Origin of the sequence: Peribacillus sp. NPDC097197 (genome assembly GCF_050278025.1) — a bacterium.
Lineage (GTDB): Bacteria > Bacillota > Bacilli > Bacillales > DSM-1321 > Peribacillus.
In genome coordinates, this window is record NZ_JBNNST010000016.1 from 1 (window position 1) to 20775 (window position 20775).

16 protein-coding genes, 1 rRNA gene, 1 pseudogene and 1 riboswitch are annotated in these 20775 nt (G+C 43.8%); of the genes and pseudogenes, 7 read left to right on the top strand and 11 right to left on the bottom strand.

The window, feature by feature from the left end:
• Together ACQKL6_RS17245 and ACQKL6_RS17250 are read right to left on the bottom strand one after the other, a co-directional pair.
• Positions 1 to 66: ribosomal RNA gene (locus tag ACQKL6_RS17245) — 16S ribosomal RNA — on the bottom strand; the annotation flags it as partial.
• A 293-nt stretch (positions 67 to 359) separates the two neighbouring features.
• Positions 360 to 1223 carry a nucleotidyltransferase-like protein gene (locus ACQKL6_RS17250; protein WP_402871363.1) on the bottom strand — a complete coding sequence of 288 codons (864 nt, stop codon included), beginning with the start codon at positions 1221 to 1223 and terminating at the stop codon, positions 360 to 362.
• A gap of 189 nt (positions 1224 to 1412) precedes the next feature.
• On the opposite strand from ACQKL6_RS17250, the gene ACQKL6_RS17255 reads away from it, so the two are divergent.
• Positions 1413 to 1766, top strand: coding sequence for a YgzB family protein (locus ACQKL6_RS17255; RefSeq protein ID WP_402871365.1), 354 nt, complete (start codon positions 1413 to 1415; stop codon positions 1764 to 1766).
• A 67-nt stretch (positions 1767 to 1833) separates the two neighbouring features.
• Here ACQKL6_RS17255 and perR read toward each other — a convergent pair whose 3' ends face one another.
• The 5 genes from perR to ACQKL6_RS17280 form a co-directional block, all read right to left on the bottom strand.
• Positions 1834 to 2277, bottom strand: a complete 444-nt coding sequence (gene perR, locus ACQKL6_RS17260; protein ID WP_402871367.1) for a peroxide-responsive transcriptional repressor PerR — start codon at positions 2275 to 2277, stop codon at positions 1834 to 1836.
• A 144-nt stretch (positions 2278 to 2421) separates the two neighbouring features.
• On the bottom strand, positions 2422 to 3366 hold the full coding sequence (locus ACQKL6_RS17265) for a D-2-hydroxyacid dehydrogenase (protein WP_427651589.1): 945 nt from the start codon (positions 3364 to 3366) through the stop codon (positions 2422 to 2424).
• 146 nt (positions 3367 to 3512) lie between these two features.
• Complete coding sequence (locus ACQKL6_RS17270) at positions 3513 to 4622, bottom strand: aminopeptidase (protein WP_427651590.1); 1110 nt, start codon at positions 4620 to 4622, stop codon at positions 3513 to 3515.
• Between the two features lie 11 nt (positions 4623 to 4633).
• Positions 4634 to 5104, bottom strand: a complete 471-nt coding sequence (gene bcp / locus ACQKL6_RS17275) for a thioredoxin-dependent thiol peroxidase (protein ID WP_402871374.1) — start codon at positions 5102 to 5104, stop codon at positions 4634 to 4636.
• Positions 5105 to 5166: 62 nt separating this feature from the next.
• Entirely contained in the window at positions 5167 to 5589 is a 423-nt protein-coding gene (locus tag ACQKL6_RS17280) for a potassium channel family protein (RefSeq protein ID WP_402871377.1), read from the bottom strand.
• A 282-nt stretch (positions 5590 to 5871) separates the two neighbouring features.
• A riboswitch (cobalamin riboswitch) is annotated at positions 5872 to 6070 on the top strand.
• A 140-nt stretch (positions 6071 to 6210) separates the two neighbouring features.
• On the opposite strand from ACQKL6_RS17280, the gene metE reads away from it, so the two are divergent.
• Together metE and ACQKL6_RS17290 are read left to right on the top strand one after the other, a co-directional pair.
• Positions 6211 to 8517: a 5-methyltetrahydropteroyltriglutamate--homocysteine S-methyltransferase gene (metE, locus tag ACQKL6_RS17285; RefSeq protein ID WP_427651591.1), complete on the top strand. Its 2307-nt coding sequence runs from the start codon at positions 6211 to 6213 to the stop codon at positions 8515 to 8517.
• Positions 8510 to 8986 (top strand): acyl-CoA thioesterase, encoded by a 477-nt coding sequence (locus ACQKL6_RS17290; protein WP_402871382.1) that lies wholly within the window; start codon positions 8510 to 8512, stop codon positions 8984 to 8986. Before metE ends, ACQKL6_RS17290 begins: the two co-directional genes overlap by 8 nt.
• Positions 8987 to 9026: 40 nt before the next feature.
• On the opposite strand, the gene ACQKL6_RS17295 is transcribed toward ACQKL6_RS17290, so the two are convergent.
• Genes ACQKL6_RS17295 through ACQKL6_RS17305 form a run of 3 tightly spaced genes read right to left on the bottom strand, consistent with a single transcriptional unit; the run spans position 9027 to position 11657 of the window.
• Positions 9027 to 9812: an ABC transporter permease gene (locus ACQKL6_RS17295; RefSeq protein ID WP_427651592.1), complete on the bottom strand. Its 786-nt coding sequence runs from the start codon at positions 9810 to 9812 to the stop codon at positions 9027 to 9029.
• Between the two features lie 4 nt (positions 9813 to 9816).
• Complete coding sequence (locus ACQKL6_RS17300; RefSeq protein ID WP_427651594.1) at positions 9817 to 10608, bottom strand: ABC transporter permease; 792 nt, start codon at positions 10606 to 10608, stop codon at positions 9817 to 9819.
• A gap of 41 nt (positions 10609 to 10649) precedes the next feature.
• Positions 10650 to 11657 carry an ABC transporter ATP-binding protein gene (locus ACQKL6_RS17305; RefSeq protein WP_427651595.1) on the bottom strand — a complete coding sequence of 336 codons (1008 nt, stop codon included), beginning with the start codon at positions 11655 to 11657 and terminating at the stop codon, positions 10650 to 10652.
• 150 nt (positions 11658 to 11807) lie between these two features.
• On the opposite strand from ACQKL6_RS17305, the gene ACQKL6_RS17310 reads away from it, so the two are divergent.
• A complete protein-coding gene (locus tag ACQKL6_RS17310; RefSeq protein WP_402988845.1) occupies positions 11808 to 12128 on the top strand; it encodes a hypothetical protein in 321 nt (106 codons plus the stop codon).
• Positions 12129 to 12178: 50 nt separating this feature from the next.
• On the opposite strand, the pseudogene chbG reads toward ACQKL6_RS17310, so the two are convergent.
• Positions 12179 to 12924: pseudogene (gene chbG, locus ACQKL6_RS17315) on the bottom strand (chitin disaccharide deacetylase).
• Positions 12925 to 13142: 218 nt separating this feature from the next.
• Here chbG and ACQKL6_RS17320 point away from each other — a divergent pair.
• The 3 genes from ACQKL6_RS17320 to ACQKL6_RS17330 all read left to right on the top strand — a co-directional run bounded on the left by ACQKL6_RS17320 (position 13143) and on the right by ACQKL6_RS17330 (position 20643).
• A complete protein-coding gene (locus tag ACQKL6_RS17320) occupies positions 13143 to 14432 on the top strand; it encodes a glutamate-1-semialdehyde 2,1-aminomutase (RefSeq protein ID WP_402959298.1) in 1290 nt (429 codons plus the stop codon).
• Between the two features lie 345 nt (positions 14433 to 14777).
• On the top strand, positions 14778 to 19250 hold the full coding sequence (locus tag ACQKL6_RS17325) for a glutamate synthase-related protein (protein ID WP_402988848.1): 4473 nt from the start codon (positions 14778 to 14780) through the stop codon (positions 19248 to 19250).
• A gap of 301 nt (positions 19251 to 19551) precedes the next feature.
• Positions 19552 to 20643 carry an FUSC family protein gene (locus ACQKL6_RS17330; protein WP_402871399.1) on the top strand — a complete coding sequence of 364 codons (1092 nt, stop codon included), beginning with the start codon at positions 19552 to 19554 and terminating at the stop codon, positions 20641 to 20643.
• The last annotated feature ends 132 nt before the right edge of the window (positions 20644 to 20775 follow it).

Below are 20775 nucleotides of genomic sequence, written 5' to 3' on the forward strand. Positions count from 1 at the left end.
CTCGACTTGCATGTATTAGGCACGCCGCCAGCGTTCGTCCTGAGCCAGGATCAAACTCTCCGAAGAAATGTTTGACTTGCTCATTTTGCTTTTTTTATAGTGTGTGCTCACTCAAAATTTACGTTGGCGCTTTGTTTTGTTCAGTTTTCAAAGAGCAATTTCGTTGTCGTTTACTTCGCAAGCGACTTATACATCTTATCATGTTTTCGTTTAGGTTGTCAACATGTTTTTTTGATGTTTTTTTATTTCGTAAAGCTTCGTTGAAGCTGCGAAAGCTGATGTCCCGCAGCGACATGTATTAATATAACACCTATATTATTATTGGTCAATACTAAAAATGATTTTTTAGTATATTTTTTTTAAACTTTATAAAATCGGTGATAAACATCGTGCCCTTTGGTCTCGACTATAATGGTATCCACTACTTTCTTTTCAATTAAGTATTCTAAAAGAACGCCTAGATCGATTGAATAATAACTTAGTTCTGGATGCTCCATTAACTCCGCTATGGTCCAAGATCCTTCTCTAGCATTCATTATTTCCAGTAGGTGTTGAGAACCGGCATTAGTACGGGAATAAATAAGGAACTCACTAGCTAGAAAAAGAAGCTCCAACCTTTTCTCCAGGGTTTCTTCACTGCTAATCAGTTCTTCGTACAACTTATATATTTCAGGTTCCATATGCTTCACTTGATTCCAAACCGTCACCTCTGGATGAAAACCTTGTTCTATTATTTCCAATCGAGCTAGATGATGTAGCGAGTGAACAATATGGTTATAGGCATCCAGGTAATGGCCATTCTCAAAAAAGTCTTTTCCATCCCTATACCTACGAATTAACTTTGCAAATTCCATTCCCATCTTCAGCTTTCTTCCATAGAAGGGAAACTCACGGATTTCGGTTTTTAAATGCTCCAGGTATTCATTTCGGTCGAATAAAATCTTCCCATTATAAATCCAATCCACGACTTTACGATTCGACCCTAATAAAATCCATTCCTTGACTTGCTCTTCTTTCACAACATGTAAAGCCGCTTTCTTATCCTGATAGGTATAGTGCTTTAAAAATACAGGTTCCTCTGCATCATCCACGATGACAAATAGGACATAATCAAACGTATCAGTGATGGGGCTTTTGTGCTCCCTTTTTTCTATTAACAAAATCCCTAATGTGGACTTCAAACTTGCTCGCTCTTGATAAATCGGGCGAAGGATATCTTCCATTATAAATTCCTCCAAAACCATTTTTCTTTTTACATTCGACAATTCTCTTCAAAAATCCTGTTTTCTGAGCCTAGATGTTCCTTCCTATTTTTCCTCGGGTCAACCATAAGTCATTTGTGTCCTTTATTTCTTTTTTGTTCCAACCTTAGTTTATGTTATAGTTAAAGTTATATTTTAGGAGGGTCTAACATGGCTAAATATTCTAGCAAAATCAATAAAATCCGTACGTTTGCTTTAAGTTTGATCTTCGTTGGCTTTATCGTGATGTATATCGGTCTATTCTTTAAGTCGCACCCTATCGTCATGACGCTCTTCATGGGTCTTGGACTTCTATTCATTATCGCAAGCACAGGCGTTTACTTTTGGATTGGGATGCTGTCCACAAAGTCGGTACAGGTTATCTGCCCGAACTGTGGGAAGCCTACGAAAATATTAGGTAGGGTCGATATATGTATGCATTGCAATGAAACGCTGACCCTTGATAAAAAGCTGGAAGGCGAAGAGTTCGACGAAAAATATAATCGCAAAAGCCTGAACGACTGAATGGAATGGATTTTAGTTACAGTGCTTTTGCAACAAAAAAAGTTCCAACCAAGTGGCGGAACTTTTTTTAATGCGCTTCTTTCTTTGCACAATCCGTGCATTCCCCATAGATTTCCATCCGATGGTGACTTACGTTGAATCCGGTGACCTGTGCTGCAAAGTGCTCGACCTCATCCAATGCAGGATAATCGAAGTCGACGATTTTACCACAGCTTTCGCAGATAACATGATAATGATTCGTTGTTACGAAATCAAATCTAGCTGACGAATCGCCATAGGTAAGCTCTTTGACCAATCCCACTTCACGAAACACACGCAGGTTGTTATAAACCGTAGCCACACTCATATTCGGAAACTTGCCTTCTAACGCTTTATAAATATCATCAGCAGTAGGATGCGACATGGAGTCTATCAAATACTCAAGAATTGCATGGCGTTGAGGAGTTATTCTTACACCGGTATCTTTAAGGGAATCCAACGCTTCTTTCAACTGAACTTCAGACACCGTCATCCACCTCTTTTTCTAATTAAGTATGAATTATTACATTGTAATGTTTATAAATAGTGTACTCCCCATAAGCAAGCTTTGTCAATATATCTACACCCTTAGTTTATTCCTCATTCATTTAATTATTTCCTGTTTTTCTAGTTGGTCCTAGTATCCCTTTTTAGGGTCGATGATATTAATGAAATCCTTTCCGTCTTTTAGGTAGACTTTCATGTTTTCCTCAAAGATTGAAAAGGTCCTTGGTAAATATTCGCCGCTTTTGCTTGATAGGTGCGGGGTTACCGTGACCTGCTCCATATTCCAGAATGGGTGGCCCTTCACTAGCGGTTCAGGTTCGAATACATCCAGTATCACATGAGCGAGTTCATGCTCCTGCATGGCCTCTATGAGCACGTCTTCCTTGAACAGATCTCCCCGTCCTATATTCACGAAGACGGCTGTACGTTTCATTGCCTTAAAATGTTCTTTCTTTAACAAATCCTTCGTTTCATCCGTACTAGGCAAGACGCTTACGATATAATCCGCTTTAGGCAATGCTCTCTCAAGCTCCGTAAGGGCGTATAGATGATCGATGTGTTCGACGGCTTTCCCACTACGATTCACTCCGAGGGTCGTCATTCTAAAAGCCTTGGCAAGACGTGCCACTTCCCCTCCAATTGCCCCCGTTCCTAGGATAAGCATCGTTTTTCCATTCAACTCGCCTACTTCTATCTTCCGGTCCCAGATTTCTCCCGCTTCATTCTCAATTAGTTGTTTTAATTTCTTTTCATACTGTAAAAGCATGCCGATTGTATATTCAGCCATCGGGATTTTATGGATGCCCCTAGCGTTGGTCACCATGATTCCGCGTTTCTCAATGGCGGCAAAAGGCATTAACTCCAATCCGGCACTCATGACCATGATCCATTTCACGTTCACTGCCTCTTCAATGATTTCATCGGTTAAATCTTCTCCATATGTAATAAGAACTTCGGCCTCTTGGAGCTTTTCATCCGCCCAAGTTTCTTGATACATGAATGTCAAATCGGGAAATGCTTGTGCCATCTTCTTTTGAATATCTTCATTCGGAATGATTGTTGAAAATACTAACATGATTATCTCTCCTTTTCTTTACATAAAAAAAACACGGGCACTGAATGTCCCGCGCAACTTTCTATGAGGAGGTATTCCCTTACTAAATCATATTCAGGGGTCCTCTATTTGAGTTGGACAAACGCCTCTCCCTATTAAAAAGGGCTTTATTTTAATTGATTTGGATTCAATTCGCATAATTCCGGTGGCACGAATAAACCGTCCTTACGAATCAGTATATCATCAAAGTAGATTGCTCCGCCCCCATATTCGGGTCGCTGGATCAAGACCATGTCCCAATGAGACAATGATTGATTTCCATTATCGGCCTCTTGGTAAGCTTGACCAGTGGCAAGATGCAGACTGCCGCTAATCTTCTCGTCGAATAGGATATCACCCATCGGTTCCATGATATACGGATTGATTCCCAGGGCGAATTCCCCGATGTACCGGGATCCTTCATCCACATCGAGCAAACGATTCATTTGGTCCGACTGGGTGGAAGTAGCTTTCATGATTTTCCCCTTTTGAAACGAAAGGGTTATCCCATCAAATACCTTCCCTTGGTAGGAAGAAGGTGTATTGAAGGAGATCGTGCCATTGATACTGTCTTTTACCGGTGCCGTGAACACTTCGCCATCTGGAAGATTGTTTTTACCAGCGCAAATGACGGCGGGGATATTTTTAATGGAAAAAGTCAGGTCAGTCCCCGGCGATATGATCCGGACTTGATCCGTTTGATCCATCCAATCCTTTAGAGGCTTCATGGCGCTTTCCATTTTGTGATAATCCAGTGTGCACACGTTTAACAAGAAATCTTCATACTGCTCAAAGCTCATGCCGGATCTTTTTGCAGAACCGATGGTCGGATAATTCAGTAGCACCCAGCGCCGGTTATTGACGAAGAACATGGTGGACGTTTTCATGGCATCCTCCTGAAGACGATATCTCTCATGAGTGACACTCACTCCTCGCTCTTCATTTCCATCGCCTGATATGATGATGACTGCATCCACATCTTCGTATTTCTTATAATTCCATTTCGATAAGGTATCGAGCTGTTCCTTAACATTTCCTTTTAGCAGATGACTGGTAATTTCGTCATCTTCAAGTTCCACATAAGGATAGGCCCCCATTCTATAGGCTTCGTCAATCAGTTCCTTCAATAGGGCTTTGGCTGCAACAGGCCCACGGATCAAGACCCGCTCTTTCGCCTGCAGCCTCAGTGAATGATGAATCAGCTGCTTGGCAAGCTTGATAAGTCGCTCATCCTTCATTAGCCTGTACCTTATTTTTCTAGGTCGCGAAGAGTTTCCAACGCTTCTTCGACGTGGCCCTTTACTTTGACTTTACGCCATTCTTTAACGATCGTTCCTTCCTTATCAATCAGGAAAGTCGAACGCTCAATGCCCATGTATTCCTTACCGAAGTTCTTTTTCAATTTCCATACACCATATAATTCAGCGGCTTCTTGCTTTTCATCAGCAAGCAACAGGAAAGGCAACCCATGTTTTTCAATGAACTTTTCATGACGTGTTACCGGGTCCGGGCTAATGCCTATGATGACAGCATCAAGCTCTTCGAATTGTTCATTAGCATCACGGAAATCACAAGCCTCCGTCGTGCAACCGGGTGTCATGTCTTTTGGGTAAAAATATAATACAACGTGTTTACCCTTGAATCCTGATAGGGTAACTTGTTCTCCGTTGTTTGCTGGTAATTGAAAGTCTGGTGCTTTTTCTCCAATTTCGACCGTCATTCTAAACCCTCCATTTCTTTCATCATGGTAAGCGTACCCAATAATCGAAAGAAACACAACTTTCATTTCTTGTTCTTTCTTTCCTTCTGTTCAAAATCGATGACAGCCCTGATCACAAATGCCGCAGGAAGCGTATAGCCAATGAATGCTTGGATTGTCGCGATCATCCGGCCAATGCCGATTGGGGAGATATCCCCATATCCGACGGAGAACATCGTCATCGCACTAAAATAAAATGAAGTCTTCAGCTGCTCGGAAAAGGTTCCATCCAAGCGATTGCCCATATCAAGAATCACCGAATGATTCTGAAGCTCGTATAATAAATAAATCAGTGCAAAACCGACTAATAATGTCGCATATAAATTGCCGAGCCACAGCATATCTTCAAGAGAAAACTTCTTTGCCTCCGACTCAGAAAGAAATAAGGTCCGAATGCTCATCACCATGCAAAAGATAATCCCCACAATCAAAATATAAAAGGTCATCCCCCACGCCTCATTTCAAAAACAACCCACTTCCCTTATACATACTCTTTTGCGAGTCAATATATGCTCGTTTTAGGGGTCAGACCCTATTTCCCAGCTGCTGCACCATCAAGAAAACATAGATACAGCATGGGTTCTCGTGCCACATGGTGGGGGTCAGACCCCATTTCCCGACTTTTTCCTTGTTGACCCATTTGGCCGGGATATGCTAAGATGGGTTAAGTTTTTATAATATTTTGTAAATTTTAGTTTCCGTGTTTATGCGGACGGAGTTTTTTATGAATTTCATATGTGGAGATAGGTTCCTAAGCTTTTTAGGATTAAAAGGGAAGTCCGGTGTAATTCCGGCACGGTCCCGCCACTGTAATGGGAATGTATAGCGCTTTTGTTTGATGCCACTGGTCTTTTTGGATTGGGAAGGCTTTTAGTGCTAAGTAAGAGTTCCCTGAGTCAGGAGACCTGCCTATTTCGACAACACTGTTTTAACCTACGGGAGATAGGGAGGTGTTAGGGACCTTATAATGATAAGGGGTATTTTCGTGCCCCTTTATTTTAAGCATTTCTAACTTTCTCTTTTGACGGTTAGGGGTGCTTTTTTTGTTGTTATTTCATTAAAAGGAGATGGATGTGTTGAAAAGTAGTAATATAGGGTACCCACGAATCGGTGAGGATCGTGAATGGAAACGTACATTAGAGGCCTATTGGGCTGGAACATTAAATGAAACGGAATTCATGGCGCAATTGGAAGCGATCCGTTTAGGCAATTTGCAAAAACAAAAAGATCAAGGCATCGATATCATCCCGGTCAACGACTTTACGTTATATGATCAAATGCTCGATATGTCCGTCATGTTCGGCCTGGTGCCAGAACGCTATTCGGCTTATAAAGGTGGCATGGTCCCCCTTTCCGTTTATTATTCAATGGCCCGTGGGAACAAGGATGAAGTCGCTTCCGAAATGACGAAATGGTTCAATACAAATTATCACTATATCGTTCCAGAGCTAAAACAGTCCCAGCTTACGTTGACAGAAAACAAGCCGCTTGCCGCTTACCGCGAAGCCAAGGAAAAACTAGGAATCGATACGAAACCGGTTATAGTCGGACCTTACACATTCATTTCTTTGTCAAAGGGCTATGATAAAAAAGATCTTCCGGCCATCATCCTGAGCCTGTTGCCTTTATACACAAAAATTTTGCGAGAGCTGGAACAAGAAGGCGTGAAGTGGGTGCAGATCGATGAACCTTCCCTTGTTTCTTCCCTTTCCAAAGACGAGATGAAAACTGTTACATACCTGTATGAAAAATTGAACGAAGCTGTCCCCAACCTGAACATCATGCTGCAAACATACTTTGATGCTGTAGAGCACTACCAAGAAGTGATCGACTTGCCCGTTCAAGGAATCGGCCTTGATTTGGTCCATGACAAAGGAAAAAATCTCAGCAATCTTCAAACAGTCGGTTTCCCGCAAGATAAAATACTTGGGGCCGGTGTGATTGACGGGAAAAACATTTGGCTTTCTGACTTGACGAAAAAAATCAAGTTGGTCGAGTCCATTACGAAACACGTAGCCGAAGATCGAATTTGGCTTCAACCTTCCTGCTCCCTGCTACATGTTCCAGTGACGGTTCGAAACGAGACAGAATTAGCTAGCGAAGTGAAAGAAGCCCTTGCCTTTGCTGATGAGAAACTAGAAGAAATCACACTTTTGGTCAGAGGAAACAACGAAGGTCCAGAATCAATCGAAGAAAAGGTGACGGCAAACAAAGCTGCATGGCAGACCTTAAATAATTCAAAGGCCAGAAACCATAAAGACGTTCAATCCGCTGTCGAACAGGCGAAGCAGCAATCCCATGGCCGTACCCTGCCATTTAAACAGCGCTATCAAAAACAACAGGCGTATTTCAACCTGCCCTTCCTTCCAACCACGACAATTGGAAGCTTTCCGCAGACCGCGGAAGTTAAACAGGCCCGCGGGAAATTCAAACGCGGTGAATGGACGGCTGATCAATATGAAGCATTCGTGAACGAGGAGATTAGCAGATGGATTGATATCCAGGAAGAAATCGGATTGGACGTCCTTGTACACGGGGAGTTTGAACGAACCGATATGGTCGAGTTTTTCGGCCATAAATTGGGCGGATTCGTCTTCCTTGAAAAAGGCTGGGTTCAATCATACGGCTCCCGCTGCGTAAAACCTCCCGTCATCTATGGAGATGTCCATTTCCTCGATCCGATGACGGTCAAAGAAAGTGTGTATGCACAAGCCTTGACGAAAAAAACGGTGAAGGGAATGCTGACCGGTCCTGTTACGATTCTGAACTGGTCGTTCGTCCGTGACGATATTTCACGGGAAAATATCTGCTATCAATTGGCATTGGCCTTGAAACAAGAAGTAGAGGCACTGGAATCAGCAGGGATCAAAATGATCCAAGTCGATGAACCAGCCCTGCGTGAAGGCCTTCCATTGAAAAAAAGCGACCATGATGAGTACTTAAACTGGGCGGTCCATTCATTCTTGATTTCCACTTCGAGTGTGGAAGATACAACGCAAATACACACCCATATGTGCTATTGTGATTTCAACAGCTTCATGGATGTCATCTCCTCCCTTGACGCTGATGTGATTTCCATTGAAACGTCCCGCAGCCACGGCGAGCTCGCTTCCGCATTCGAGGAGAAAACATATGAAAAAGGAATCGGCCTTGGTGTGTATGATATTCATAGCCCTCGCGTTCCTGCAGTGGAAGAAATGGTCGATATGATCGAACGTGGCATCAAGGTACTGGATAAAGACCAATTTTGGATTAACCCTGACTGTGGCCTGAAAACAAGGGGCGTTCCAGAAACCGTCGCTTCACTGAAAAATATGGTCGAAGCCGCAACGGTTGTCCGGAATAAGCTATTGGTCCAACAGGAAAATGACTGATTTAACAACAGGCATTCCCGTTCAACAGTCACGGACGTTTTTAACGGACCTCGTTTTTCCACCTGATACAAACCATCACAATACCATCTTTGGTGGAAAAGTGATGGCGTATGTGGATAAAATCGCCTGCATTGCAGCGATGCGCCACTGCCGGAAACCGGTCGTAACCGCTTCAAGCGACTCCTTTGACTTCCTGGCCCCCATTAAGACCGGGGATGCTATCAATTTGGAAGCCTATGTCACCTGTGCCCATCGAACGTCAATGGAGGTATTCGTAAAAGTAGAACGGGAGAACCTGTTGACTGGCGAAAAGCAACTCACCGCCCGCGCTTTTTTAACGATGCTTGCGATAGACGAAGATGGAAAGCCCATACCGGTTCCACAGGTCCAACCGGAAACGGAAGAAGAAAAGCGGCAGTACGTCCAAGCACAAGCTAGATATCTCGAGAGAAAAAACAAACGCATATAAGCAAAAAATCCCTTCAACAAAATTGTTGAAGGGATTTTTTTTAGTTTCCTGCTCCGCGGTACCTTTTCACACCCTGATTCCAAATGAAGATCGAGATTATGAAAAAGACGACCCCTATAACAGGTGTGGCGAATGCATACGCGTACCACTCTTCTTTTCTAAGAAAATAGGAAGCGGGATACACACCGACAAAGGCAAACGGCAGCACCCAAGTCAGAACAAAGCGGATGACCTTGTTATAAATATCAACCGGATAGCGCCCGTAGTTCCCGATGTTGTACATCATCGGCATGATGGACGTTTTGGCATCAGACCAGAAGCCGATGCTTGCAATCGCAACAAAGATGGCTGCATACGCGAGTGCCCCGCCGATTGCAAAGATGATGAAGAGAATCGGATCATACCAAGTTAGTTCCAGGTTTAACGAAACACCGGAATAGAAGATGATGATCAAACCAGTCACGACTCCAAATAATGATTCAAGCTCAATCCGCTCCAAGATGACTTGAAACAGGCTGTGAATCGGCCTTGTTAATATCCGGTCCATCTCCCCTTTGACGATGTAGCGATCATTGAAATCCCAGATGTTGAAAAAGGATGAAAATAGCGCAAACGGAATAAGGAAAAAACCGTATATGAATATGATTTCGTCCCGGCTCCACCCGCTTAGGAACTCCGTATGTCCGAAGACCACTAAAATAAACACCAGATTCACGACTTGGTTCAGCAAGTCCGAAAGAATCTCGATGACGAAATCAGCCCGGTACTGCAATCTCGTTTTCATATATTGACTCACATATTGAAAAAACATTGATACGTAAAACATCCCATCAACCTCCCTGAATAATCAGCTGTTTTTTTGCGACTATCCATAAAACCTGGATGGGGATAACGAGAATGATGACCCAGATCAATTGCTGTAAAAGAGCCATGCCGATGTCTCCCGTTCCGTATCCATTCGTGAAAATCATACTCGGGACATAGCTGATTCCTTGAAACGGCAGGAACTTCATGATGTCCTGTGCCCAGATTGGATAAAAGCTGATAGGCAATAACAAGCCTGAAAACAAATCAACAATGACCCGTTTCGCCCGGATCAATCCGGCATTATTATATAAGAAAAATGTCGTGATTCCCGTTAATAAGTTGATTTGCGTATTGATGATGAAGCTGAATAACAGGGAAATTCCGAAAAGCCCCCATGTTGCCGGTTCTTTTGGCAAATGGATGGGGAAAATGATGGCGACGAGCAGCATACCTGGAATCGAGAAGAAAAAGAAACGGAAAATCCCCTCACCCAGGCCTTGCATCGTCTTCATCCCTAAATAGTTATAAGGCCGAATCATCTCGATTGCGACCTTGCCGTCCTTGATTTCATCGGCAATCTCACGGTCAATATTATTGAAATAAAAGGCGCGCGCCATCCAGGCAACCGCCACATAGGTGGTCATCTGCATGCTGGATAGTCCTTCAATGGAACTTTTCTCTCCATATATTGCATTCCACAAGAAATAATAAGCACCAATATTGATGCTATAAATTAAAATACCGGTATAATAATCGGTTCGATACGCAAGCATCATCAAAAAACGCATGCGAATCATAGCAAGATACTTTCCCATGGTCCTCTCCCTTCTTGGTAGACACATTTTTTCTGAAAGAGTCAGACCGTGCCTTCTTCGTAAATATTACGAACAATCTCTTCGATGGACGTTTCATGGATTTTGACGTCCTTGATTTTAAAATGTGAAACGACAGCGGCGACAAGTTGTGAAATATGATCACTTTCCTCTTTTAATACGGCTATGTATGCATGATTCTTTTCATCGTGCTCCCAATTTACATAAAAGGATAGCGGCAAGGATTGCAGTTCATTCAGTTCGACTGGCTCGATGAATTGGAAATGGACCTGTTTTTCCTCTGCCCAATTATCTTTCAGGCTTTGCAATTCCCCGTCATAAATGATTTGCCCTTCATCAAGCATGATCACCCGCTCGCACAAGGCCTCGATATCCCCCAAGTCATGCGTGGTCAGAAGGATGGTCGTGTTGTATCTTTCATTGATTTCCTTCAGAAACTCACGGATTTTCATTTTCACTAACACATCAAGACCGATCGTCGGCTCATCCAGGAAAAGCAACGGTGGATTGTGTATCAAGGCAGCAGCCAGTTCACAACGCATTCGCTGGCCAAGGGACAGCTTACGCACTGGTTTATCCAGCAAAGGCCCGATATCCAACGTCTTTATTACATGTGCCATATGATCGTTATATTGTTCATCAGACACCTTATATACTTTTTTCAGCAGCCGGAAGGATTCCTGGACGGCGATATCCCACCATAGCTGCGAGCGTTGCCCGAAGACGACCCCGATGGTCTGGGTGAACTTTTCCCGTTCTTTATGCGGATTCATGCCATTGACCATGATATCACCGGACGTCGGCTCCAAAATCCCCGTCAGCATCTTGATCGTCGTCGACTTTCCTGCCCCATTTTCCCCGATATACGCTACCATCTCACCCTTTTTTACAGTAAAATTGATATCGTTGACAGCAGGCACGATTTTATAATTTCTTGTAAGTAAGTCGCGGAAGGCCCCTTTTAATCCGGAACGGCTTGAAACCGACTTGAATTCCTTCCGTAATTGATTAACCTGAATTGCATTGCTCATTATGTTATTTTCCTCCATATTCCTTGTCCTAATCAAATAGTTTAGCCAACCTCAGCTTTTTAAACAATAAAAATGCCTGGATTCAGGATATCCTGGGTTGGGCGAATTTCGACGATGTATGTATTACCTATAAAAAGGAGACTAATCGCTATGAATATAAAAAAGTTATTGCTCACGCAAATCGAAAAAATCGTACTGGAATTACGGTATGATTTCTTGTACGAGGACGAATACGACCAACTATTGTGCCAGATCGTCCAAAGGGATTCGTCCGGCTCCATCGAAAATACCCCACTAAGCTTTCATTTACATATTAATGAAGAAAAAGGAACAGGACACGCAACCTACTACCAGGCCCAAGGCGAAATCAAACGCCAAACCTTCAACATCGAAAACCCAAGCACCATCCTAGATATAATGTCCTTCATAAGTGAAACTTTGGGGTCAGACCCCATTTCCCAAACGAAATAATTCATCCAAAAAGCTGTACCATCAAGGGTTACAGCTTTTTGGATTGGGGGTCAGACCCTATTTCCCAACTCTTTATAGGAGACTAGTTCGATGTCACGCACGGCTATGGCTTTTTGGATCAATGGGTCTGTCAGGATGGCCATTTCCTTTACACGTGGCAGGGCGTAGGAGCTTCCGTTTAGTATCGATTCGTCTATATACCCGGGATGGCACATGATTTCGACTGTCTCGGAGGATAGACTTTTATCCAAGATATCAACTAAATGACCTGTCGTCAGGTCCGATCCGTAGAAATCCGTTATCAATTTCTCTGTCCTTTTCACCCCTTGATAACCATGAATTGCCCCATCCAATTTCCGAACCGGCAAGCCATGCGCTTTCGCTATCTTTTCAACGATGGGATAAACCTTCTCCAAGCCGTGAACATGGTGATGGCTATCAATGTGAGTCGGTTCCAGCCCCAATGATAGAAATCTCTCCATTTGGCTGTTCAATTCTTTTTCTATATCCGCAGGATCAGCAAACTTATGCATATCCCCGCGTTGATGAAACGCACCATCCTCCCTCACCAGCGAAGGAACATCGCTTCTCACTGGAAAGCCGCAGGTCAAAACCAAGTGAATCCCACGCCAAGATTCGGGTTTTCCTTAGCCAGCGCTACCGCATGCTCGGCACCCGGCATATTGGCCATCAAAGTTGCCGACGTCACGACACCATTCTGAAAACATTCAACAATCCCCAAATTAATTCCCTTACAATACCCAAAATCATCCGCATTAATAATCAGCTTCGTCATCCTTATCCCCCTCCCATTCCCCTTGCCTACTGCTATGAATATACCAGACCGTGGGGGTCAGACCCTATTTCCCAAACAAAATAAAAAGCATGAAAGCTTGGTATATATGGGGTTCGGTCTGCTTGTTTGGGGGTCAGGCCCCATTTCCCAGCGATTTTAAAGTGGAAAAGTGCTATGATTAGGAGTGATTATGTTTGTATTTTTAGGAGGTTTTTAGATTGGATTTTACTAATTCGGAAATTATACATAAAGAGGCATTGGAGCATATCGTCGGTGGGGTTAATAGTCCTTCCCGTTCTTATAAAGCCGTGGGCGGCGGTTCGCCGGTGGCCATGGATCATGCCAAGGGAGCTTATTTCTGGGATGTTGATGGCAACAAGTATATCGATTATTTAGCGGCATACGGCCCGATCATCACAGGCCATGCACACCCCCATATCACAAAGGCGATCACAAAGGCTGCAGAAACAGGTGTTTTATACGGTACGCCGACAAAACATGAAGTCACCTTTGCCAAAATGTTAAAAGAAGCGATGCCTGGCCTTGATAAAGTCCGTTTCACCAATTCTGGTACGGAATCCGTCATGTCCACCATCCGCGTAGCCCGCGCTTACACGGGTCGCGATAAAATCATCAAGTTTGCCGGCTGCTATCACGGTCACTCCGACCTTGTGTTGGTTGCTGCAGGTTCTGGTCCGTCCACACTTGGAACACCGGATTCCGCTGGTGTCCCAAAAAGCATTGCACAGGAAGTCATCACGGTACCTTTCAATGATATCGAGCCATTCAAAGAGGCCCTGAAAAAATGGGGCAACGAAATTGCCGGTGTCCTGGTCGAACCGATCGTCGGCAACTTCGGCATCGTCGAACCGCACCCTGGATTCCTGGAAGATGTGATTTCCTTATCTCATGAAGCTGGAGCACTCGTCATCTTTGATGAAGTCATCACTGCATTCCGCTTCATGTACGGTGGGGCTCAGGACTTACTTGGCGTTCAACCCGATTTGACCGCTCTTGGAAAAATCATCGGTGGGGGTCTTCCAATCGGTGCTTATGGCGGCAAAAAAGAAATCATGGATACGGTCGCACCATTAGGACCTGCATATCAAGCAGGAACGATGGCCGGAAACCCTGCTTCCATGCTATCCGGGATCGCTTGCTTGGAAGTGTTGAAGGAAGAAGGCGTTTACGACGAGCTTGATCGCTTAGGGAAGCTCCTTGAAGACGGCATTCTTAAAGCCGCTCGTCAATATAATGTGCCTATTACCATCAACCGCCTAAAAGGTGCCTTGACCATCTATTTCACTACAGAAACAATCGAAAACTACGAGCAAGCTGAAAATACGGACGGCGAAATGTTCGGTAAATTCTTCAAGCTGATGCTTAATCAAGGAATCAACTTGGCACCATCCAAATATGAAGCCTGGTTCTTGACAACGGCCCATACGGATGAAGATATCGCTTATACTTTAAAAGCGGTTGAACATGCATTCAAGAACTTGATTTAAGCTGGACAAAAGAATAAATATGCACCAACCATTCAACCCCAAGATGGATATCCATCTTGGGGTTTTCTCATATCGGCTAAATTAAACTTTCAAATTGGCTTTCACGGAGTTTTTTCTAAAAAACACACTTTTCCATCCTATCCAATATACTGTATAAAAAATTGATTTCTGAATATTTAAATGATATGATACCAATACATTTATATCCATTTATTCTATTTTATATCATTCAATTAAAAAGCTTGGACAGTTGTTCAAGTTTACTAATATGAACGTTTCATAAAATCAAAAGCCACAGGGGGTGAACGGCAGCAAATAAGGGTTATCCTTATTGACGCCAAACATATGACTCAACAATGGACACCTGCTACATTCAAAGAATTCTATAGAGAAGAACATGATGCCTGCGGTATCGTAGCCCGTATCGAAAAAAAGAAAATCCCCACCAATGAGAACATTTTCGCATGCATTGATGCACTGGTTAAGATGAATCACCGTTGCGGATTCATCAATGGCGAAGGCGATGGCGCCGGTATCCATATTGATATTCCACGTGCTCTTTGGAAAAAGAAACTAGAAAAGGAAAACATCGATTCCGGCATCGTCGATCAAGACGATTTCATAGTCGGTCACCTATTTTTAAGCAGAAAAGCAGATGCAGGCAAATTAAAAACCGAAGTCAAAGAAAAATTGCAGAAACGTGGGCTATCGCTCGTTTTTGAAACGGATAAAGCATACCGCTCTGAAGCTTTGGGCCCGATTGCCATCCAAGAGGATCCTGTGTTCTGGCAAATTGCCTGTTCATCCACGACTACCAATCAACAGGAACTCACCAACATCCTTTTCGAGCTGACGTCCGACATCGAGAATAGTGATTACATTCATGTCGCTTCCTTAAGCCAGCATCATGCCATCTACAAAGTAATGGGTGCCGGGGATACACTCCCTGCCTACTATCATGATCTTGCCGACCCCCTTGCAGCCTCAACTATGACACTGGGTCATAACCGTTTTTCCACCAATACTCTATCAAGTTTTTTCCGTGTGCAGCCATTCAGTGTCCTTGGACACAACGGCGAAATCAATACCATTGCCAAATTACGTGATGAAGCCAAAATGATCGGGGTTCCGATTGCTAAAGACGGAAGTGATTCCCAGGATTTGAATAAAACGATTGAAACATTCATCTGCCGTCACGGCTACTCTTTATTCGAGGCAATCGACCTGGTTTTTCCGCCAATCATCAACGAAATCAAGGAATACCCTGAGCATTTGCAGAACCTTTATACGTATCTAAGGGAAGCATGGGGGCATTTTGCACAAGGCCCAGCTGGAATCATCTCCCGATTCGGAGATGAAGCCGTATTCTCCGTAGACTCGTTAGGCCTACGTCCGCTTTGGAATATCGAGACGGCTTCTTCCTATATGTTCACTTCCGAGCCTGGTATCATCCCCTCTTCAGAATATACGGGAGACCCAAGACCGATGGGACCAGGGGAAAAGGTCGGGTTAAAATGGAATGGCGACCTTATTGAACTATATAACTATAAAGAATATCAAGGGAAAGTGTATGAGCGCTTCAATGAACGTTTTGTTCTTTCCGATGACCTCGTTCGCCTGCAGCCACCAATTTTCGAGAAGGTGTTCACCATGACGCAGCCACAGGCCATTCATAACGGACAATATAAGGCATTCGGTTGGGAAAGGGAGCACGTTCAATTAGTCGAGCAGATGGCTGAAAAAGGTGCAGAACCCATCCGTTCATTGGGTCATGACGCACCGCTTGCCGCCCTTAATCCACAGCGGACCAATCTTTCGGATTTCATTAAGGAAAGCGTCGCCGTCGTAACCAATCCAGCCATCGACCGGGACCGGGAAACCGAGCACTTTTCCACGAGAACCATTATTGGAAGACGTCCTTCTTTATTTGAAGCAAAGAAGGCCGGTCACGTTACCGAACTTCTGACACCTTTATTAATCGAGGGACTGACAGGGTATGAATGCTCCTCCACCCTTTCACAACCAAGCTATGATCAATTTGTCCTTCACAACCAGGATCAAAAACTGGCACATTTCATTTCAAGCACGTTTACAGAAAAGGAGAGTATCCCTGAAGCGTTAAAAAGGATAACGGATGAAGCCGTAAAATCGGTCGATGCCGGGAAAACGCTGCTCATCCTCGATGATGCCCTTGCTCATCAAAACGGGAACCTATGGCTTGACCCTCATCTTGTCACGTCAGCTGTCGATCAAGCATTGGTCAATTCCGGCAAGCGCCGCGATTGCTCGATCCTGTTACGTTCTGCATCCCTAAGGTCACTGCATGATATCATCGTTGCCTATGGCCTCGGTGCCAACTTGATCAGTCCCTATTTCATGTTCCTTTCATTATCTTCCGGGGACCTGAAAGGCGTTATGAATCTATATAACTCGTTGACTAAAGGACTGGAAAAAGTGATCTCCACCATCGGGATTCATGAATTGCGCGGCTATGGCCGGCTATTCTCAAGCATTGGGTTACATGAGGAGATTGCCTCTTATTTGAATGTGGCCAATTTCTTCGGAGCAAACCATTTAGACTATGATTTTGACAAAATCAAAGAGGATAGCATCCAGCGTGCATTAGATTATGATAATGAAAAAGAACGGATGGGTAAAACCTTTCATCTATTCCCGCGGATTTGGAAATCCATCGGCGAAGTCGCTTCCACGGGAAATTATGACGCCTATCGTGAAAAGATCACGGAGCAAGAAGAATCAAACCCGACGACAATCCGTCACCTGACATCACTTAAGTTGTCAGACACACCTGTCCCAGCCGAAGATGTCAGTCTATCCATTGGCGATCAGGAGTTGCCTTTCGTCATCGCCTCCATGTCATTCGGTTCTCAAAATGAAATAGCTTTCCGAGCGTACGCAGAAGCGGCAGACCGTTTGGGCATGATCAGTATGAATGGCGAAGGCGGAGAAATTAAGGATATGCTCGGAAAATACCCGAAATCACGTGGGCAGCAGATTGCTTCCGGAAGATTCGGTGTCAACGCCGAACTCTTGAACTCTTCTAATCTCTTGGAAATTAAGATTGGGCAAGGGGCAAAACCTGGTGAAGGCGGACATCTTCCCGGTTCGAAGGTTACGGCAAAAATTGCGGAAGCACGGAATGCGACGATTGGTTCTGACTTGATCTCCCCTTCCAATAACCATGATATATATTCGATTGAAGATTTGGCCCAAATGATCCATGAGCTGAAAACGGCCAACGATAAAGCCAAGGTGGCCGTCAAGGTACCGGTTGTTCCCAATATTGGAACGATTGCCGTCGGCGTTGCCAAAGCCGGCGCCGATATCATCACGCTTTCCGGCTTTGACGGCGGAACGGGTGCAGCACGGATTCATGCCCTTGAACATGTAGGTCTGCCTGTCGAAATCGGCGTAAAAGCCGCCCATAATGCGTTGCTTGAATCCGGAATTCGGCAAAACATCGAAATCTGGGCTGACGGTGGATTGAAAAGCTCGATGGATATCCTGAAATTGATGTTGCTCGGGGCCAACCGCGTTGGTTTCGGTACCCTATCGATGATTGCCGTTGGCTGTACAACATGCCGCGGTTGTCACCTGGATACATGCCATGTCGGGATTGCCACCCAAATCGAATCGGAAGCACAGGCAAAAGAACATGGATTGCGCCGCTTTGTTCCTCGAAAATTTGATTTGGCGGTTCAAGGATTGACGAATATGTTCACGGCATTCGGCCAGGAGCTAAAAACCCTGACTGGATCACTGGGTGTGAAGAACCTTCAGGATATCGTCGGCCGCTCTGATTTGCTTGAGCAAGTGAAAGGCCAACAATCGCTGGATCTGACCTATTTATTAAAGAACCTTGATATCACGCCATTCTCCAATAGGGAAAAAGAAGCTTATTTGAATGAAAGTTCCCTACAGGTGGCGGTGGGAGCGGAATATCTTGATTCGCAGGTTGAAGAATTACAGCAATCCCGCAGTTATAGCGGCATCACTTCCGAGCAACGGGTCCTTGGTAGCCGTGTTTCGTGTCACCGCGTCCGTAACAGATTGGATGGTTCGTATAAGAATCTGCCTCCCATTCATCTTTCCTATCAGGATGGTTCCATCCCTGGTAATGGCCTTGGTGCCTATAACACCGAGGGAATCACCATTAGCGTAAATGGCGGAGCCCAGGATGGAATCGGCAAAACGTCAATCGGTGGGAATATCGCCATTTTCAAATCACCAGGAAAAGATGGCAACCTTTACAATGGCTCTGTCGGTAAAGGTTTCGGGTATGGGGCACAGCACGGACTCCTTATCGCCCAAGGTGATGCCGATGCAAGGGCGGGAATCCGGCTTTCAGGTGCCGACATGATTATCGGTGGCCTAGTGAAAAAGCCGATTCCAGAAAATGAACATGGCAATATTGCGGTAACCTCGAACATCAAGGGATTTGCATTTGAGTATATGACAAATGGCAGAGGATTGGTTCTAGGGGATCCGGGTCCATGGATTTGTGCAGGCATGACCGGCGGTGTCGTTTATTTAAGGCTTCAGCCGGAAGTCGGCCTAACGAAAGAAGTTATCCAAAGAAGGATTGCGAAGGGTGCGAAAGTGTCGATTGAATCCCTTTCCAAAAAAGGACTTCAGGACGTGAATGAGCTCCTTGGCAAATACGTTGCCCTTTTAAAAGAGCAAGGGCAAGAAGAGGAAGCAGCCTCTCTTGGGGCCTTGCTCCATAATCCGGGAAACCACTTCCTTCAAGTTGTTCCCGTTAAGGAACAAGCAGATCCATCTGTATCAACCGAGTGATGATAAAAAAGCTAATGTCTTTTTACAGGACATTAGCTTTTTTCCATCTTTGTAACTCCCCACAGCAAGAGGAAAAAAGCACCTCATTTACATATGTCATAAAATCTTCATTTTTTCCCTTCCGTAAAAAGCTTATAATTACTTTTACGGCTGCTTTGCTCCATTACTTTTTGTTTACAACATTAAAAATTAGTGTAAAGTACTAACATATAAGTTAGAATACAACTTTACGAATATCCTGTATAAAGAAAGAGCTTCTTATCAGGAACAATAACATCACAAAGAAAGGATTTACCTATATATGAAGTTTGGTGCCCGCATTCTCAAAACAGGAATAGCGATTGTTTTAGCGCTTTATATTTCGGAACTGCTTAATCTTCCTGCTCCTGTCCTTTCTGGGATTGCTGCTATTTTTGCCATCCAGCCAACCATCTATCGTTCTTATCAGACGGTGCTGGAACAAATTCAAGGAAATATCATCGGTGCCTTAGTCGCCATTTCCTTCGTTTTATTGTTTGGTAATGATATTTTCATTATCGGATTGGCCGTAATGGTAGTCATTACGATAAATCTGAAATTGAAAATGGATAAGACGATCGTACTTTCCATCGTGACAGTTATTGCCATTATGGAAAGCCAAGAAGGAGAATTTTTAAACTTTGCATTTGTGCGTCTTTCATCCGTCTTACTTGGGATTATTGCTTCATTTATTGTCAATCTCGTTTTCATCCCGCCAAAGTATGAGGCAAAGCTATATACGCGCATAACCGATGTGACAGAAGATATTTTGAAATGGATCCGAATAAGCACTAGGCATGCTACAGAACATACCTTATTGAAAAAGGATATTAGCAGATTAAAAGAAGATTTGCTTGATTTAGAGCATATCTATTCCATGTATAAAGAAGAACGTGAATATTTCAAAAAGAAAAGTGTAGCTAAATCAAGGAAGCTTGTCGTTTATCGTCAAATGATCATCACGACGAAAAAGGCGTTTGAGACCTTGAGAAGGATTCATAAATTCGAGAATGAAATCTATCATATGCCTGAAGACTTCCAGAAGACGATTTTACATCATCTTGATTCCCTCATACGTAAGCATGAGCAGCTGATTTTATTGCATATCGAAAAAATCAAAAACATTGAGGAAATCGATGATTGGGATCAGGGTTCCCTCAGCCGCAAAGACCTTCTTGCCCTCTTCTTTGAGCAACAAAACGAAGTCGACGAAATGCATGATGACCTCGGGCATCTTTCCGCCCGCCTTGTTCCATTGATTTCTTACATCATTGAGTATGACGAACAATTGGAGCATCTCGAAAAGCTGATTGTCAGCTTCCAATCCTTCCATAAAGATGAGAATGAAGTGTCTATCCAATATGAAGAAGATTAATAGAGAGACGGTTCACTAGATAACCGTCTCTTCTTTTATGTTGGGCTCCCAACATTTTCTCTCCGATATATGTGAATAGTCTAACTATATAGAAAATATCATTCCCCATTGACATTTATTCACAAACGAATT

Coding starts and splice junctions, on each gene's coding strand:
- ACQKL6_RS17250 (WP_402871363.1), bottom strand. CDS start 1,223: ATGGAAGATATCCTTCGCCCGATTTATCAAGAGCGAGCAAGTTTGAAG.
- ACQKL6_RS17290 (WP_402871382.1), top strand. CDS start 8,510: ATGACTGATTTAACAACAGGCATTCCCGTTCAACAGTCACGGACGTTT.
- ACQKL6_RS17300 (WP_427651594.1), bottom strand. CDS start 10,608: ATGGGAAAGTATCTTGCTATGATTCGCATGCGTTTTTTGATGATGCTT.
- ACQKL6_RS17270 (WP_427651590.1), bottom strand. CDS start 4,622: ATGAAGGATGAGCGACTTATCAAGCTTGCCAAGCAGCTGATTCATCAT.
- bcp (WP_402871374.1), bottom strand. CDS start 5,104: ATGACGGTCGAAATTGGAGAAAAAGCACCAGACTTTCAATTACCAGCA.
- ACQKL6_RS17310 (WP_402988845.1), top strand. CDS start 11,808: ATGAATATAAAAAAGTTATTGCTCACGCAAATCGAAAAAATCGTACTG.
- ACQKL6_RS17330 (WP_402871399.1), top strand. CDS start 19,552: ATGAAGTTTGGTGCCCGCATTCTCAAAACAGGAATAGCGATTGTTTTA.
- ACQKL6_RS17265 (WP_427651589.1), bottom strand. CDS start 3,366: ATGTTAGTATTTTCAACAATCATTCCGAATGAAGATATTCAAAAGAAG.
- perR (WP_402871367.1), bottom strand. CDS start 2,277: ATGACGGTGTCTGAAGTTCAGTTGAAAGAAGCGTTGGATTCCCTTAAA.
- ACQKL6_RS17325 (WP_402988848.1), top strand. CDS start 14,778: ATGACTCAACAATGGACACCTGCTACATTCAAAGAATTCTATAGAGAA.
- ACQKL6_RS17305 (WP_427651595.1), bottom strand. CDS start 11,657: ATGAGCAATGCAATTCAGGTTAATCAATTACGGAAGGAATTCAAGTCG.
- ACQKL6_RS17295 (WP_427651592.1), bottom strand. CDS start 9,812: ATGTTTTACGTATCAATGTTTTTTCAATATGTGAGTCAATATATGAAA.
- ACQKL6_RS17255 (WP_402871365.1), top strand. CDS start 1,413: ATGGCTAAATATTCTAGCAAAATCAATAAAATCCGTACGTTTGCTTTA.
- metE (WP_427651591.1), top strand. CDS start 6,211: ATGGATGTGTTGAAAAGTAGTAATATAGGGTACCCACGAATCGGTGAG.
- ACQKL6_RS17280 (WP_402871377.1), bottom strand. CDS start 5,589: ATGACCTTTTATATTTTGATTGTGGGGATTATCTTTTGCATGGTGATG.